The sequence below is a fragment of the Dictyobacter halimunensis genome, assembly GCF_036245075.1.
Genome location: NZ_BSRI01000002.1, coordinates 2,193,132 through 2,208,018, shown reverse-complemented (window position 1 = coordinate 2,208,018; position 14,887 = coordinate 2,193,132). Strand labels below are relative to the sequence as shown.

16 protein-coding genes and 2 tRNA genes are annotated in these 14,887 nt (G+C 51.9%); 10 read left to right on the top strand and 8 right to left on the bottom strand.

What is annotated here, in order from left to right; translation table 11 throughout:
* The first annotated feature begins 219 nt into the window (after positions 1 to 219).
* From AABA21_RS23255 to AABA21_RS23230, 6 genes are all read left to right on the top strand, one after another.
* Positions 220 to 2,832, top strand: coding sequence for an FAD-binding oxidoreductase (locus AABA21_RS23255; protein ID WP_338254006.1), 2,613 nt, complete (start codon positions 220 to 222; stop codon positions 2,830 to 2,832).
* A gap of 122 nt (positions 2,833 to 2,954) precedes the next feature.
* Positions 2,955 to 3,206 carry a hypothetical protein gene (locus AABA21_RS23250; protein ID WP_338254005.1) on the top strand — a complete coding sequence of 84 codons (252 nt, stop codon included), beginning with the start codon at positions 2,955 to 2,957 and terminating at the stop codon, positions 3,204 to 3,206.
* Between the two features lie 864 nt (positions 3,207 to 4,070).
* A complete protein-coding gene (locus AABA21_RS23245) occupies positions 4,071 to 4,652 on the top strand; it encodes an RNA polymerase sigma factor (RefSeq protein ID WP_338254003.1) in 582 nt (193 codons plus the stop codon).
* 118 nt (positions 4,653 to 4,770) lie between these two features.
* Positions 4,771 to 4,977, top strand: a complete 207-nt coding sequence (locus AABA21_RS23240; RefSeq protein WP_338254000.1) for a hypothetical protein — start codon at positions 4,771 to 4,773, stop codon at positions 4,975 to 4,977.
* A 171-nt stretch (positions 4,978 to 5,148) separates the two neighbouring features.
* Positions 5,149 to 5,322, top strand: coding sequence for a hypothetical protein (locus tag AABA21_RS23235; protein WP_338253999.1), 174 nt, complete (start codon positions 5,149 to 5,151; stop codon positions 5,320 to 5,322).
* Between the two features lie 170 nt (positions 5,323 to 5,492).
* Positions 5,493 to 5,651, top strand: a complete 159-nt coding sequence (locus tag AABA21_RS23230; protein WP_338253998.1) for a hypothetical protein — start codon at positions 5,493 to 5,495, stop codon at positions 5,649 to 5,651.
* Between the two features lies 1 nt (position 5,652).
* Here the strand turns inward: AABA21_RS23230 and AABA21_RS23225 are convergent, their stop codons facing one another.
* The 4 genes from AABA21_RS23225 to AABA21_RS23210 all read right to left on the bottom strand — a co-directional run bounded on the left by AABA21_RS23225 (position 5,653) and on the right by AABA21_RS23210 (position 8,925).
* Positions 5,653 to 6,375 (bottom strand): class I SAM-dependent methyltransferase, encoded by a 723-nt coding sequence (locus AABA21_RS23225; protein WP_338253997.1) that lies wholly within the window; start codon positions 6,373 to 6,375, stop codon positions 5,653 to 5,655.
* Between the two features lie 86 nt (positions 6,376 to 6,461).
* Complete coding sequence (locus AABA21_RS23220; RefSeq protein ID WP_338253995.1) at positions 6,462 to 6,872, bottom strand: RidA family protein; 411 nt, start codon at positions 6,870 to 6,872, stop codon at positions 6,462 to 6,464.
* 75 nt (positions 6,873 to 6,947) lie between these two features.
* Positions 6,948 to 7,367 (bottom strand): cytidine deaminase, encoded by a 420-nt coding sequence (locus AABA21_RS23215; protein ID WP_338253993.1) that lies wholly within the window; start codon positions 7,365 to 7,367, stop codon positions 6,948 to 6,950.
* Positions 7,368 to 7,629: 262 nt separating this feature from the next.
* On the bottom strand, positions 7,630 to 8,925 hold the full coding sequence (locus AABA21_RS23210) for a multidrug effflux MFS transporter (RefSeq protein WP_338253992.1): 1,296 nt from the start codon (positions 8,923 to 8,925) through the stop codon (positions 7,630 to 7,632).
* 142 nt (positions 8,926 to 9,067) lie between these two features.
* Here AABA21_RS23210 and AABA21_RS23205 point away from each other — a divergent pair, with 142 nt between their 5' ends.
* The 4 genes from AABA21_RS23205 (at position 9,068) to AABA21_RS23190 (ending at position 12,265) form a co-directional block, all read left to right on the top strand.
* Positions 9,068 to 9,490, top strand: a complete 423-nt coding sequence (locus tag AABA21_RS23205; protein ID WP_338253991.1) for a LysR family transcriptional regulator — start codon at positions 9,068 to 9,070, stop codon at positions 9,488 to 9,490.
* On the top strand, positions 9,387 to 9,977 hold the full coding sequence (locus tag AABA21_RS23200; RefSeq protein WP_338258467.1) for a LysR family transcriptional regulator substrate-binding protein: 591 nt from the start codon (positions 9,387 to 9,389) through the stop codon (positions 9,975 to 9,977). The genes AABA21_RS23205 and AABA21_RS23200 overlap by 104 nt, the downstream gene beginning before the upstream one ends.
* Before the next feature lie 246 nt (positions 9,978 to 10,223).
* The gene (locus tag AABA21_RS23195) at positions 10,224 to 11,339 is read left to right on the top strand and encodes a sensor histidine kinase (protein WP_338253989.1); all 1,116 of its coding nucleotides are present in this window, start codon (positions 10,224 to 10,226) and stop codon (positions 11,337 to 11,339) included.
* A gap of 164 nt (positions 11,340 to 11,503) precedes the next feature.
* A complete protein-coding gene (locus AABA21_RS23190) occupies positions 11,504 to 12,265 on the top strand; it encodes a methyl-accepting chemotaxis protein (protein WP_338253988.1) in 762 nt (253 codons plus the stop codon).
* A gap of 191 nt (positions 12,266 to 12,456) precedes the next feature.
* On the opposite strand, the gene AABA21_RS23185 is transcribed toward AABA21_RS23190, so the two are convergent.
* From AABA21_RS23185 to AABA21_RS23170, 4 genes are all read right to left on the bottom strand, one after another.
* Positions 12,457 to 12,828 carry a response regulator gene (locus AABA21_RS23185; RefSeq protein WP_338253987.1) on the bottom strand — a complete coding sequence of 124 codons (372 nt, stop codon included), beginning with the start codon at positions 12,826 to 12,828 and terminating at the stop codon, positions 12,457 to 12,459.
* 294 nt (positions 12,829 to 13,122) lie between these two features.
* Positions 13,123 to 13,196: transfer RNA gene (locus tag AABA21_RS23180), tRNA-Val, on the bottom strand.
* Positions 13,197 to 13,266: 70 nt separating this feature from the next.
* Positions 13,267 to 13,346: transfer RNA gene (locus tag AABA21_RS23175), tRNA-Leu, on the bottom strand.
* Positions 13,347 to 13,407: 61 nt separating this feature from the next.
* Positions 13,408 to 14,703 (bottom strand): hypothetical protein, encoded by a 1,296-nt coding sequence (locus tag AABA21_RS23170; protein ID WP_338253986.1) that lies wholly within the window; start codon positions 14,701 to 14,703, stop codon positions 13,408 to 13,410.
* Positions 14,704 to 14,887 lie beyond the last annotated feature (184 nt).

The window sequence follows — 14,887 nt, the reverse complement described above, 5'->3', positions numbered from 1 at the left end:
TTCCAGGGGTGTCCCCTGGCCCTCCTATCCCTCCATTCCGCCGCCCGCAGGGTGGCAAGGAAGAATGCAAAAAAGCATGCTATACTCTGTTATAATGGGTAATCACATATGTGATAACCACTTCTACCTACTCTTAAAGAAAATGCAATGCGCACCAACCGCATATAAAAAGGCTATATTTACTACCACTATTTTTCAATGACAGAAAGGTCGGGGGAGATGTTAAAAGAGAACGTCCTGTATACCCTGAAAAAGATCTTGCCGCAGGGCCAGGTCTTTACCGATAGAGCCAGCCTGGTGGCGTATGAGGTAGATGCGGGACTGGATAAGGGGTTGCCAGAGGGAGTGGTCTTTCCGCGCACGACCGATGATGTGGTGAACGTGATGCGCTGGGCTTCAGCCCATGGGGTGCCGTTGATCGCCCGAGGAGCTGGCACAGGTCTTTCAGGAGGCGCGGTAGCCGATCGCGGCGGGATCATCGTTGAGTTCGCGCACATGAATCGTCTCAAAGAGCTTGATCCCCTGGGACGTAGCGCCCTGGTTGAGCCGGCACTGATCAACCTGCGCCTGGACGAGCGGGCGCAAACGATGGGACTTTATTTTCCGCCCGATCCTTCCAGTCAGCGTGCGTCGACTATGGGTGGCAATGTGGCCGAGAACTCCGGAGGACCCCATTGCTTTAAATATGGGGTAACGACCAATTATGTGACCGGCATGGATGTGGTATTGGGAACCAGCGAGCATATTCGCACGGGCGGGCTGGCCATGGATTATCCCGAATATGACTTTTGTGGCCTGATCACGGGTAGTGAAGGTATGCTGGGAATGATCACCTCGCTATCGTTGCGCCTGCTGCGCCGTCCACCGGCGGTGAAAACGTTGCTGGCGATCTTTGATTCGGTGGAGCAAGCTGGTACGGCGGTATCAGCTGTTATCTCCTCGGGGCTGGTACCGGCGACGATGGAGATGATGGACCAGCGTATTGTACGTATTATTGAGCCGTTCGCGCACGCCAATCTGCCCTTAGACGCGGGCGCTGTCCTGATCATCGAGTTCGATGGTTATCCCGAAGGACTGGATCATCAGCTAGAGGAGGTTATACAGATCCTGCGCTCCCATGGTGGCACGGATATGCGTATCGCACGCGATGAAGAGGAGCGTTACAAGATCTGGTTGGCACGTAAGAGCGCGGCGGGCGCTATTGCTCGTGAAGCCCCGGCCCAATACACCGTGGATATCACGGTACCGCGCAGTCGCCTGGCCGAGATGCTGGCCGAGGCCAATCGTATTGGTGATAAATTCAACATTCGCATGGGCCACGTTTTCCATGCTGGCGACGGCAATCTTCATCCTCTGATCCTGGTGACCGACCCGGATGATCGCGACCTGATTGGCCGCATCCATGCAAGTGGGCGCGAAATGGCCCTCTGCTGCGTGGCTATGGGCGGCAGCATCACCGGGGAGCATGGCGTTGGCATCGAGAAGCGCGACTTTATGCCTTTGATGCATAAGCCTGAAGAACTGCTGGCGATGTGGGATGTCAAGCAGGTCTTTGATCCGCAGTTCCTGTTGAATCCGGGCAAGGTGTTCCCACTGCCAGCTGCGGACGAGAGCGGACCATATGCGGGCTATACGCCGCTGGAAAAACTAGTTCCAGCGACGGCGGAGCTTTCGGCGCAGGGTTATACCCCGACGACGGCTGAAGAGGCGGCCCGCCAGTTGCAGGCGCTTTCTCAGGCTGGAAGAAGCGTGACCATCACCAGCGCCCCACTGGATGAGCAGGATGGGCGCATCAGCACCTCCGCGCTACGTGGCGTGCTGGCCTACGCGCCCGACGATCTCTATATCACCGTAGGGGCGGGCACCCCGTTGTCCGAGATCCAGGCTTTCCTGCGTGAGCGTGGACAGCATATACCGCTGGTCTCTCCCTGGCCGGATATGAGCATTGGAGCGTTAGTGGCGACCAATCTGAACGCGCCGTTGCGCATGCGCTATGGGGCGCTACGCGACGTGGTGCTATGCGCGACCGTTGCGCTGGCGGATGGGCGGGTGATCCGCACCGGCCGCCCGATCGTCAAGAACGTGGCCGGCTTCGACCTGACCAGGATTTTTATTGGCTCGCATGGCACGCTTGGCCTGCTCGCTGATATCTCGCTAAAAATTTTCGCCCTACCGCGCGCACGCAAGACACTGCTCTTCCCCGTGGAAGATCTCAGTAGCGGCCTGCGTTGGGGACAGGAGATGCTGCAGTTGGCGCTGACCGCTTCCTCTATTGTGTTGACCGAGGATAATACCCAGGAGCGTGAGTCGTCAGGTGCCTATCTGCTGGCATATACGGCAGAGGGAGTGCCCGAAGATGTTGAGGCCGAACTGGCCCAGGTTACCGAGGTTCTGCAACGGCTCAATGCGCCAGCGCCGTTTGTTACCGAGACGCTGAGCGGTACCGAGCTCTGGACATCCAGCATGCAAAAAGCGGACCAGCGGTCCCTGATTGTGCGCATCGGCGTGCCGGTGAAGAACCTGGCTATCTACCTGGAAGGGATCTCCAGGCAGCTGCGGGATACCTCCTATGTGGTTGATTTTGCCAGTGGCTTCGTCTATGCAATATATAAAGTGGAAAGCGCCGAGGCGGCGCGGGCATGGCTGAACGCTGTCCGCCATCAGGCCTTAGCCCTGCATGGATACGCGATCGTGTTAGCACAGCCAGCCGCGCTTGAGGGGCAGCTAGAGCGCTGGGGCTATCAGCCATCCAGCCTGGAGGTCATGCGCCGTTTAAAGACCCGCTGGGATCCCCGGCATATTCTCAACCCGGCCGCTTTCGTGCTGGATTGACGCCTATCGCCATCACCATTTTGTATCTTTTTATGCTGTTTCTGCGTGCCCTACAGTAGGAGGGGTTGTGATTCTTCCAATTTATCTGTATGTACTCATAGTAAAAAAGGAGGTCATCAGCTATGTCTGAGCAGTATGGGCAAAAAGATAAGGACAAACAGCCAAGCGCGGCAGAGATATATGGAGCTCAGGGGAACGAAGGGCAGTATGGTCAGGGCCAATACGACAGCGAAGGCAAGCCTGATCCTCATGGACCGCAGGGCCAGCAGATCAAGCCCGATGACCGGGTTCGTAAAGACAACCCCCCTAATGCATCCGGCACCAAAAACGGAACCCAAGAGCAGTCCACCAACCATGAAGTCCCCCAGGACTAAACGATAAGCTGGGAGATAGAAGTGATGAGGGCGGGGGCGCCAACTGGCGCCCCCGCCCTCATCACTTCTATCTCCCAGCTTATCCACATTCTAGAACACTTGTCCACATAGTTATCCACATTCTAGAACACTTGTCCACATAGTTATCCACATCCCTTCCCGCTCACCTCACCTGGTAATAACAGGCCTCGTCGCACATACGATTATCCACGCTTCCTCTTACTTACCCCAGTAGTAATAACAGGCCTCGTCGCATATACGCGCATGGTATTCACGCTTCCTCTTGCTTACCCCAGTAGATAATAACAGGTCTCGTCGCACATGCGCGCATGGTATCCACGCTTCCTCTTGCTTACCCCAGTAGATAATAACAGGTCTCGTCGCACATGCGCGCACGCGCATGTGCGACGAGACCTGTTATTATCTACTCTGAGCGCCGTAAGGCGCGTAGAGTCATTGCCGAAGGCACAAAAGCTAGCCCTCTTTCACCTTAAGGATGTGTCTATTTGTATCACAATGACAGCTGTGATCCGTAATCTAAGAAACACACACAACTTCTCTAAGCAAACCTCACCTTTTGACCTCGGCAAGGCCTTAAGCTTAGAATAAGATAAGAAGTAGATTAGAGCTAGATTAAAGCTATAATCTCATCCCCCCTTAAGCATTTACCAAGCTTATTTTAATTTCCTAAAATTACGCTTAGAGTGCATTACTGTAGAGCTTATCAGCTCGAAAAACACTTGCAATTTCAACCTGAAAAATCTATGCTATAGACGTCAAAAGAAAGTGAGGTTGTTAATAATGCAAGTTAAAGAACGTACCAAAACTCAAAAAACTCAGAGCGCCAATGAAATTACAGATGGAATGTTGGTTACACGTACAATTGCAGGTGATCAGCAATCATTTGAAGTATTAGTGCAGCGCTATAATACGCCACTCTTCAATTTCATTTGCCATCTGCTGGGTGATTATGATCTCGCATGTGACGTTTCACAACAGGTCTTTTTACAGCTTTACATCTCTATGCCAACCCTACGAACGGGTGAGCCATTAAAAGCCTGGCTCTTCCAGGTCGCGCGTAACCGTTGTCTTGATGAACTGCGCCGCAAACGCTCGATCCATTTCTCAGAGCTTGAGGCCAACCATGACGACGACGATCTTTCTCCTCTAGATATTATGCCAGATAACCAGCCGCTACCAGATGAGATGGCTGAGCGCAGTGATCTGCAGCAGGCCCTGCGTAGTGCGATCGATGCCCTGCCTCCTAAATTCCGTTCTGTAGTACTACTGCGTTATGCCAGCCAGTTAAGCTTCTCGGAAATTGGCAAAACCCTGAGCATGCCCGAGGCGACCGCGAAAACATATTTTCAGCGCGCGCGCCCATTACTGCGGGCAGCCATGGCAAAACACTGGAAATCAGAGCAGGCTGAAGGGACTGTATTCTAATCTTTCTTAAGTGAAAGCTGGATTTTTGATAAGAAACCTTGGAAAAACTGAAACTTCTTTCTAATGTTATTCGTGTTAAAAACAGATGACGCATATGAATAACGTAGAGGGAGTTCTTATGAATAACATATCACTGAATCTGTTGGAAAACGATTTTGATAACGGCGCGGATATTGATGAGCTGTTTGAGCAGATCGAGCAGTTCGAACCGCCAGTCGATATGGTAGATCGTATTATGCAGGCAGTTTCCCAGCTTCCTCTTACCTATACTAAAAAGCCTGTGTCGCCATGGTCTGATTTAGAGATATTGGCGGCTGCACGATAGATCACTTTCTCTATCTTGACAAAGAATATGAATGACGAAGAGCGGGCCCGCAGGGGCCCGCCTTTTTTGTGCCCGTATGGTCGTCTTTATGATTTCCTACCCCGTTGGCTTGCTTAGATGAAGGGGACGGTGTAGACTAGGGGAAGATTTTTTTCTGGAGAATATTGATTGATGCGAAACATTGCCCTACAAACCTATGTCTTGCTGGCCGGCGCCATCTTAATACTGGCGGCGGTCATTATTGCCCTGACAGGTGGCACTACCTCCAGCTATATGACCGTGGGTGGTATCGGCGCCGGTGTGATACTTGCCTATTTTATGACCCGCCCACGCAAACAAGATTAAGCCATCCTGACTTCTTCCAGCATTTGAAGCAGCATACATGAGAAAATATTCCCTGCAGCACGAGAATAAGTAGTATTGTGGCCTGCTATATGCTACAGTTTATACCAACTCTAACTATTAACTTATGTATGCCCTCTGCCTATTTTATTGCAAAGAAGGAAGCATGTATTATGATACAGGATGTATTAAAAAAGGCCAATAAAGTCTCAGTTCTGCTTATTAAAGACGACAAAACTGGCGAGACCATCTTTAACCTGCCTGTCTGGACCGTTGCTCTGGTAGCCATCGCCGTTTTCAGCCTGATCCGTTTACGCAAGGCCCGCTCCTGATTTATGAAGTTGGGGGACTGGTTAAGCGTACCAATCGATGTAATCCGTTCCCTCCTACCTCCTCATCATCCTGAAACAGGTCCAACTGGAAAGGCGATCGGGACAGCTCTTCTTTGAGTCCTGCTGACGTGAACCAGTGTACGTAGCCCTGACCAGATGCGAAGGTATCTCCAGGTTCTAAGCTATCGAACAATGCGGCGGTGAGGGCGTGCGTTTCGTCATCGACATAAGAATAAAACATGTCGTCTGGCACGATATATGAGGTCAGAAAGAGTGATGCGCCGGGGCGTAACACTCTGAATACTTCTGCTAGATAGGTCAGGCGACTGGCCTGCGATGGTAAGTAGCAATAGACCTTGAACGCCAGAGCCGCATCAAAACTGCTATTTGAGAAAGGCAAGGTCCGTCCATCTTCCATACAGAGGAATTGCGCGGATACTTTCGCCGCCACAGCGGCCGCCCTGGCCGAATCAACCAGACCAGGGCTGACATCGACCCCAACCACATCCAGTCCACGCCTGGCTACCTCAATTGAGGCGCGGCCAGCGCCACAGCCGATATCAAGTATCTTTCCCTGGGGAGGCAATGACTGCAACAGCCATGCCTCGCTAGCCGTCAATCCCTGCTTGACCTCACGCTGATAGTATTCCACCTGCTCGGATGCATTGAACCACTCCCGCACGCGTTTGAGTAATTCCTGTACTTCATCTTCATGTCTTCGCATCGCACATAAAATCCTTTTTTTGGCTAAACTACACTTGCTAAGTGGGTGAGTGAAGAGGAATAAGGGGGAGTAGGGAACGTGTGTCCCTACTCTGGAAGATGTGCGGTCGCCTCGATTTCAACCAGAAATTCTTCTCGGACCAGTCTGCGTATCTCGACCAGCGTGCTGGCTGGGGGATTCTGTGTGTTCACATAGCGGTCGCGTACCTCGCGCAGAATGGGTACCTGTGTCATATCAACGACGTACATATTGAGTTTGATGACATGGGTAAAGTTGGCTCCAACGGCGGCCAGGGCGGCCTTAATATTCTCAAAGACCTGTTGCGCCTGGGCGTGGAAATCATTGCGACCGACAATTTCTCCCGCCTGGTTTATCGCCACCTGCCCCGAAATATGAATTGTGCGTCCACCGGTGATCTCAACCACATGGCTATAGCCAGCGGCTCCCGGCAGCGTCGAGGGATTAATAAAGCGCGTCTGCGCTGATTGATCGCTCACCGTTTTTCCCTTTCATGCTCTTGATATCGCATGGGTCAATCTTCAAATCTGTAAAGGCAGCTGGCTGCATACCATCTATTTGTGTTCGCCAGCAAAGACTTTATACCAGTAGTAGGGCTGGACCTCGCTTAGCTTTTTGGCTACCCACCGGGTTGCATCCTGTGGATGGGCAACGGCCACCTCAACGTCAGGGCCCCACATAAAGAGCCGTTCCTGGCAAATGCCACACGGCGCCAGAATCAGAACAACGTCTGAATTGGCTTCTCTGCTGACGCAGACAGAGGCTGTCACCCTCTGATTCCGTTTATATGCCTCGCAGATAGCGCCCGTCTCCTGGCAGAGCGCCGCAGCCCCGTTGGGAATATCGGGAGAGACGCTGGTCAGAATCTCGCCGTCCTCGGTATACATAGCTGCTGCCCCGGCCCATTCATCGCGCGGAAAGCGGCTATTCATTAACTCTATGGCCGCATCCACCAGGCGCTGATCAAGTTGCATATCTTATCTTACCTCAATCATTCTATTTTTATATTTGAACCAGAATCATTGTAACATCCATGATCACGAGGGACAATTGCTGATAACGCTCTTATTGAGCGCTTTCCTTGATTGCAATCGGTTGGTTTTTTTTGATCTATACGATCATTCTCGTATATAGAAAGAGAAAAAATAAAGCAAGTCAACGCCCTATTTCTTAACCAGGAAGAAATGCTGTTAATCTCTATCTGAGATCAATAGCATTTCTTCCCACCATACTGATTTAGCGTGTTGTTGATTGCATTGGCCGGCAGAGGATGAGGAAGGTGACGAGGGTGGCGATCGCGAATGCGGCAATGGAGGCTCCCATCGGAAGCGCGCTGGCGGAGCCGCCGAGTCCCACGATGGGGGCAACCAGTGCGCCGATGGCGAACTGTAGCACGCCCAGCAGAGCCGAGGCGCTCCCGGCGGCGCGTGTGTTGGCGAGCGCCAGCGTGGTGGCGTTCGGCATGATCAGTCCCAGGCTAGAAGCCAGCAGAAGGAATGCTGGGATTAGACCGATGAGCCCCAGACCACTGATGGTGACCACGAAGGTGGCGATGCCACCGGCGGCGATGATGGCGTAGCCCCAGGTCAGCAGGGTCTGTGATGAGAAGCGGCCAATCAGTCTGGAATTGATTTGTGCCATGATGACGATACCAAGCGCGTTGATGCCAAAGATGATGCCCAGCAGTTGTGGTGAGACGCCATACAGGTTCTGGAGGATGAAGGGTGAGACTGAGATATAGATGATGCAGGCGGTGAAGGCGAAGCCGCAGGAGAGGGCGTAGCCGAGGAAGCGGCGATCGGCCAATAGACCGCGGAATGCCGTCAGCGTGGTGGTGATGCCACCTCTCTGGCGCCGGCTGACGGGGAGCGTCTCCCTCAGACCGAAGAATACCGCCAGCAGCATTAACGTGCCAAACAGCGCCAGTATCCCGAAGACGCCATGCCACGAGGTAAATCTGAGGATCTGCCCGCCGATAATGGGTGCGACCATGGGCGCAATGCCGTTGATCTGCATTAGCAGCGAGAAGAAGCGCGCCTGGGTGACGCCGGTATAGCTATCGCTGATGATGGCGAGCGCGATGGCGATTCCAGCCGCACCCGCCATCCCCTGCAGGAAGCGCAGCAGGATAAGGATGGTGATTGAGGGCGTAACCATGCAGAGCAGAGAGGCAATAACATAGATGACCAGCCCTATCATCAGAGGCCAGCGTCTACCTCTGGCATCGCTGATCGGCCCCGCCACAATCTGACCCAGCGCCAGGCCCAGGATGAAGGCGCTCAGCGTCATCTGAGCCTGCGAGGTTGTGGCCAGTAGATCATGGCTCAGGGCTGGCAGCGATGGCACATACATATCGTTTGCCAGCGGGCCCAGTGCTCCCAGACCACCCAGGATCAGCACATCGAGCGGCCGAATCCTGTTCCTCGACCGCTGGCTATCCGCCCTGACCTGTTGTTCATCGAATCCATTAAGCGCATTCGCTGTATTTCTCTGATTGATAGATTGATCTGTAGATACGTTGTGTGTCGCCATGATATTGATTGATCCTTCACTATCTTTTTGTTGAGACGTTGTGAGAGGGCTGTCTTCTTGCGTGCCCTCTTGTCAGCAGTATAGTCGAGTTGCTATAATGAGCGCAAATCATATTTGTCATATATTAATGAAAGAAATTCATATGAACTTCTCGCAACTGCAAAGCCTGGTGGCGCTGGCGGATACCGGAAGCTTTACCGAAGCCGCGTACACCATCAATCTGACGCAATCTGCGGTCAGCCATGCCCTGGCCTCACTAGAAAGCGAGCTTGGGGTAACGCTGCTTGAGCGCAACCGCAAAGGCGTGGTCTCGCTTACGGCGACGGGACAAAAAATCATCCCCCATGTGCGGGCATTGCTGGCACAGGCGGAGTCTATCGAGCAGGAAGCCAGGGTGGCTCAGGGTAAGGCGTCTGGAAAAGTGCGGTTGGGCAGTATCAACTCCATCATCCCCCCCCGATCTGCTTGCCAGTCTACTGACCAGTTTTCAACAGAGCTATCCCGACATGGAGGTAGTATTGTTCGAGGGGGCCATGCAGGAAGTTGGAGACTGGATCGAGGATAGCGTCGTCGATATCGGTTTTGTGGTTCTGCCAGCTCCTAACATCGAGAGTAGCCTGATTACCACAGACGAACTATGTATACTGGTGCCAACGGATCATCGTCTATGCGGACGGGCTGCTGTAACCTTTAAAGAGTTACGCGAAGAGGGCTTTATTCTTGAGAAGAGCCAGTGCGCTGTGCATCTACTCCAGCGCGTCGGCTTTGGCACCAGCAAGAACCGACCGCATATTCGCTATCGTGCCAGTGATAGCGCGACCATTCTGGCTATGGTGAGGGAAGGGCTGGGTATTACGCTGCTCCCGAGACAGATGCTACCCACAAAGTTGGAAGGGGTCGTCTCGCTTCCGCTTGATCCACCACAACCGCTTCAGATCGGGCTTGGTATCAAATCGGCCAGAACCGTAGCACCAGGGGTCGCCCTGTTTCTGCAGACCGCCAGGGCCTGGGGACACAAGCAGAATGAGTCTTTTGAGGGAAATATGGTATGATTGAAGGACAAAAAGACTGATGACCAGCAGAATGTCGAATCGCTGATTAAGAAATACTGAATCCCATTGCAACACCTGTCATCCGCCTCTAAAAGATGTATAATATCAGCATTAATAGTAAATTATAGAGAGGCAATACGTGCAGGATTAGTATAGGATGACATATTATCTATATGCTGTGAATATTCTGCCTCTGATTAGCTGACCGTTGATAGATATTGATATTCCTAAGAAGGACGAAACTGTATGGCATCGCCGGCCAAAAAGCTTGCTAATAATGAGAATTCTTCAGTCAAAGCGTTAGAAGAGAAAGCGCTCCTGGCGGCAATTGTTAATTCTTCTGATGATGCTATCGTCAGCAAAACGCTTGATAGCATCATTATGAGCTGGAATCACGCGGCTGAGGAATTGTTTGGCTACACCGCCGAGGAGGCTATCGGGAAATCTATCCTCATCATTGTCCCTCCCGAATTACAGCATGAAGAGGTTGAAATTATTAAGAATCTCAAGGCCGGTATCCCCATTCAGCACTATGAAACCGTACGTGTGCGCAAAGACAAGACGCGCATTGATGTTTCTCTGAGTATATCGCCGGTGAAGGATAGCCAGGGAAAGATTATCGGGGGTGCTAAAATTGCCCGCGATATCAGCAAACGCAAAGCCGAAGAGAGGCAGAAGGACATGTTTATCAGCATGGCCAGCCATGAATTGAAGACGCCTATTACCAGCCTCAAAGGTTTTACCCAGGTGTTACTGCGCCGCTTCAAGCAGCGTAACGATGCGGAGAGTCTCCGCATGTTGACGCGTATGGATGTGCAACTCAATAAACTGACCAAGCGCATCAACGAGATGCTGGACATCTCCATCATGGAGAACGGCCAGCTTGAATATCACAAAGAATCCTTCCTCTTAAATGCACTGGTGCAAGAAGTAGTAGAGATCGTACAGGAGACGACGCACACCCATCACATCGCGGTCACGCAGAGTGCCCAGGTGCAGATGTTTGGGGATAAAGATCGCATCGGACAGGTCTTAATGAATCTGCTCACGAATGCTATCAAGTATTCTCCCCATGCCAATCAGGTGATCGTATGCGTCGAGACCGATGCCGATCAGAGAAATGCGATCATCAGGGTACAGGACTTTGGCCTGGGCATTGCCAGAGCCTATCACCACGACATTTTTCAGCGTTTTTATCGCGTGAGCAATGAACAGTGCCTGAATTTTCCAGGCCTGGGTATTGGTCTCTATATCTGCGAATCCATCGTGAAGCGCCATGGAGGATATATCAATGTGCAAAGCGAAGAAGGGAAAGGATCGATCTTCTCGGTTTTTTTTTCCATTGCCACCGCAATAGATTAGAAGTCATAGCATTGACCAATTTATAAATTGCCTCAAGAAGCAACCCTGCCGCTCCACGCCCCTCATCTTCCACTCCTTGTAAAGTCAACATAATTGGTTATCGCTTCTACATTTCCTGGTTTTTCTATAAGAGATAGACTGATGCAATTGTTGTTTTAGTGGGAGTGACGATCTGGCTTCTGCGCCGCGGTGATGTAACGATGGCGGCCTTACTTATGCTCCTTATCATCGATGGTGGTAACGTCGTCACAGCTTTAGCCGTCAGGGGCGGCCTCGGTCTGATCAACCTACCCCTGTTCGACATTATGATCGCCTCCGAGCTGATCGCCGTCTCATTGCTCAATCCAGTCTCTGTATTTCTGGTCTGTCTGTTTAATTGCAGCTTTATGATTCTGGATATCGTATTTGGAGCGCGGGCGGCGGACCTGAATCACTACCTCGCCATGTCTGGCTGGGGTGTAGTTATTTCCCGCCCCGTCCTGCTGCAGATCGCGGTGGCCCTTGGCACCTATCAATGGGTACAGAGCGCCAACAATGCGCTCAAACGGGCGAATAAAGCGGAGAAGCTGGCCGCGATGGAGCATGAGATCGCTGAATACGAGCGCAACAATGCCATGCAGAAGCGCCAGTTAGAGCAGAGCATTAAATACCTGGTCGATACACAGCGCCAGGTCGCCAATGGAGACTTTACCGTCCGCGTCCCCATCACGCAGAACAATGTCCTCCGGCCCGTCGCCATCTCATTCAACAATCTTCTTACCCGCTTCCAACGCTATCAGCGCGAGGCCAGGGAACTTGAACGCATTCGTGAGAATATGCCCCTGGTCATCCAGGCCATTCGCGAAGCTAAGATGACCGGGCGTGTCCCCCATGTAGGGCGTACCGGCACCGTCATCGACGCTATACTGATAGAGCTAAATAAATGAGTAAAGATTGGCTTTTCTTATAGAAAATGAGATAGAGGAGTGTGCGTCATATTTTTGCGAGAAGAAGGGGACAAGAAATAAGGATGTGTCCTCGCCAACGAGGAAGTAGCCAGGCATAGTCGTCGAGTTACAAGGACCCTGTTTTTGTGTTCCAAACACACTGTGCGTGGGTCAGCAAGGATCTTATACCTCTACATGGGTAGAGCTACTTCACTTAATGCAAATACCTGCCTAACTGTTGCTATCAGGTCGTCTATATCAAAGGGTTTATACACGACTGGGATGCCTTGCAAAGACAAGTATTGTCTTTCTACTGCTATTGCATCTGTAGTACACACGATAACCGGAATGCACGATGTGGGACAATGCGTTTTGAGCATCTGTAACATTGACCACCCTACATTTTTGCAATTAAAGATGAACTCGATGATGATAAGGTCTGGTTTTATGACCTCTACATCCTGGGCTTTTTGTATTGGGCAGGGCAAGAGAATGGCTTCATACCCCTCATCTTCCAATAGTTCGCGAAACAACTTGAGAACGCATTGGGCTTCGTCAATCACGAGTATTCTTTTCCTCATCGTTTTTCTCTCAGCCAATGACTGTGTATCGCTCTACAATATATGTACCTTTATTATTTGAACACGTATAGATACAGTCATTGGTTGAAGATTCACGTTAACAACTTGAGGAAGATGCAACCACCTTGCCGATGACTACTTTCACCTGCTTGATACAGTACAATAAAGGAGAAAAAATCAGTCGTTTTGACGAATCAGCCGTTCTCACATAGCAAAAAGCCCACCCATAGCTTTTCTAGTTGCTTGCTATGAATGGGCCTGCCAGGCGGATTCAGGTGGGCGATTAGGGATTCGAACCCCAGACCTACTGTGTGTAAAACAGTCGCTCTAACCAACTGAGCTAATCGCCCGTGTGTAAGTCTCGCAGATAAAGATTGCGCATCCGATCTGATTGCTCTTTTCGGATGTTGTTTGATCAGGTGCCCTCGAGTGGACTCGAACCACCACGCCTCTCGGCACAGCCCCTCAAGCTGCTGCGTATACCATTCCGCCACGAGGGCATTACTGCGCGACTACGTGGACTATATTAACACTGATGATGCTATTTTGTCAACAGTTTTTTTAGGCATTTTCGGGGTTGCCGTCAAATCGTTTCAGGTACCTTCCCTCTTTATTTCTGGCTTTTACCGGGGCTCCACCCGGCAGAGTTATAGCAGTGATTCGGATGAGCTTGAGCATTTCGGTAGTACTGCCGTTGGGGTTTCCTATAGCTATTGATGGCAACTTCTCGGTGGTGCTTTCTCCGCGCGATGGATAGCTCGCCGCGCCATCGTGGTTCGGCAGGTATGGTGTGAGAGGGACCGATCCGATGGTGGCCAGCATGGGTGTGGGTGGGACTCCTTCTAGTTTGATCAGCATGGGTGTGGGCGGCACAGGTACTAGTTTTTCGGTGGTGGTATGGCGTGACACCTCGACTGGAGCGGTACTGGTTCGGAGTTTGGTCCCTGAGACGGCGATGATGCGGCGATGGCGCAGCCTGAGACCGGAATAGGCCAGCAGAATGGAGAGCAGCATAACGCCCCCAATGAGCAGCGGTTGCTGCAGGTCGGATGGCTCATCTGGCCGGATGACTGGATTTATCACTTCCCGAGTGTTCTGTAGCGGAACTCGCTGTGGGCCGCTGGTTTGATTGCTGGTTTCTGCCTCTTGATCGAGCCAGGGGTGGTGGCGCTTTTCGCTGGCTCGTTGCTCCCAGTTCTGTTCGTTGCCGATTGGCAGGTAGGCACGTGTCTGGGGGGTAGGCTGCGCAGTGGGAGCGGCCTGGGGATGTATCGGCGCATCTGGTAGAGATGGTGCTTCATTGCGATAGCGGGCCATCAGGGTGACCACTTTGTAGGCCCAGCTGCCAGAGCCAGAGGTGCCAACATAGGGGCCGCTGATGCTGTAGACGGTGGTGGCTCCCTGCCCGATATACCGGTTGTGGAGCAGGTTGAACCATTCGGTTATCGCTGCCGCATAGGATGGATAGACGGTGTAGCCGTCATAGGCCACGGGATATGTGCCGTTGCCGCGCACACTACCGGGATTGCGATCTCCCAATCCTACGCCGGCCATGCCGTCATTTGTTTCGGCCCACCAGACCGCCAGGGCGAAGGCGTCATCAATATGGGTGGCGCGTGAGGCGCGCTCGATGAGGGCTCCGGTCCCCACCATGGGGCTGCCCGCCTGCGCGAAAATATGATCTACGGCGGCGGCCGAAAGCGAGGGTCCTCCAGTTACCTGTATATCCGCCGCCTTACCGTTCTCTAGTGTCTGCCAGAGGAATCCTGTTATCCCACCAGCTACGATAAGGAACGAACTGAACGCAAATAATAGATGAGTTTTTTGCCGACTACGTTGCCTGATTAAGCTTGTCATACGAAATACCAACCTTAACTCTACTACAAACATTTGCTAGAGATATTATAAACAGATGCATAAAATAATAGTTTGCCAGGAGTGCATTTTCGTGAACGAGAAATGTAATATAATTCGTTGATAGTAGATATGAGTATGTGTATAATATGCCTGCACCCCGCTTCCTCCGGAGGAAGCGGGGTGC

What these genes read in the sequence shown, in the direction of transcription:
- AABA21_RS23255 (WP_338254006.1), top strand. Translation starts at nt 220, where the DNA reads ATGTTAAAAGAGAACGTCCTGTATACCCTGAAAAAGATCTTGCCGCAG.
- AABA21_RS23250 (WP_338254005.1), top strand. Translation starts at nt 2,955, where the DNA reads ATGTCTGAGCAGTATGGGCAAAAAGATAAGGACAAACAGCCAAGCGCG.
- AABA21_RS23245 (WP_338254003.1), top strand. Translation starts at nt 4,071, where the DNA reads ATGTTGGTTACACGTACAATTGCAGGTGATCAGCAATCATTTGAAGTA.
- AABA21_RS23240 (WP_338254000.1), top strand. Translation starts at nt 4,771, where the DNA reads ATGAATAACATATCACTGAATCTGTTGGAAAACGATTTTGATAACGGC.
- AABA21_RS23235 (WP_338253999.1), top strand. Translation starts at nt 5,149, where the DNA reads ATGCGAAACATTGCCCTACAAACCTATGTCTTGCTGGCCGGCGCCATC.
- AABA21_RS23230 (WP_338253998.1), top strand. Translation starts at nt 5,493, where the DNA reads ATGATACAGGATGTATTAAAAAAGGCCAATAAAGTCTCAGTTCTGCTT.
- AABA21_RS23225 (WP_338253997.1), bottom strand. Translation starts at nt 6,375, where the DNA reads ATGCGAAGACATGAAGATGAAGTACAGGAATTACTCAAACGCGTGCGG.
- AABA21_RS23215 (WP_338253993.1), bottom strand. Translation starts at nt 7,367, where the DNA reads ATGCAACTTGATCAGCGCCTGGTGGATGCGGCCATAGAGTTAATGAAT.
- AABA21_RS23210 (WP_338253992.1), bottom strand. Translation starts at nt 8,925, where the DNA reads ATGGCGACACACAACGTATCTACAGATCAATCTATCAATCAGAGAAAT.
- AABA21_RS23205 (WP_338253991.1), top strand. Translation starts at nt 9,068, where the DNA reads ATGAACTTCTCGCAACTGCAAAGCCTGGTGGCGCTGGCGGATACCGGA.
- AABA21_RS23195 (WP_338253989.1), top strand. Translation starts at nt 10,224, where the DNA reads ATGGCATCGCCGGCCAAAAAGCTTGCTAATAATGAGAATTCTTCAGTC.
- AABA21_RS23170 (WP_338253986.1), bottom strand. Translation starts at nt 14,703, where the DNA reads ATGACAAGCTTAATCAGGCAACGTAGTCGGCAAAAAACTCATCTATTA.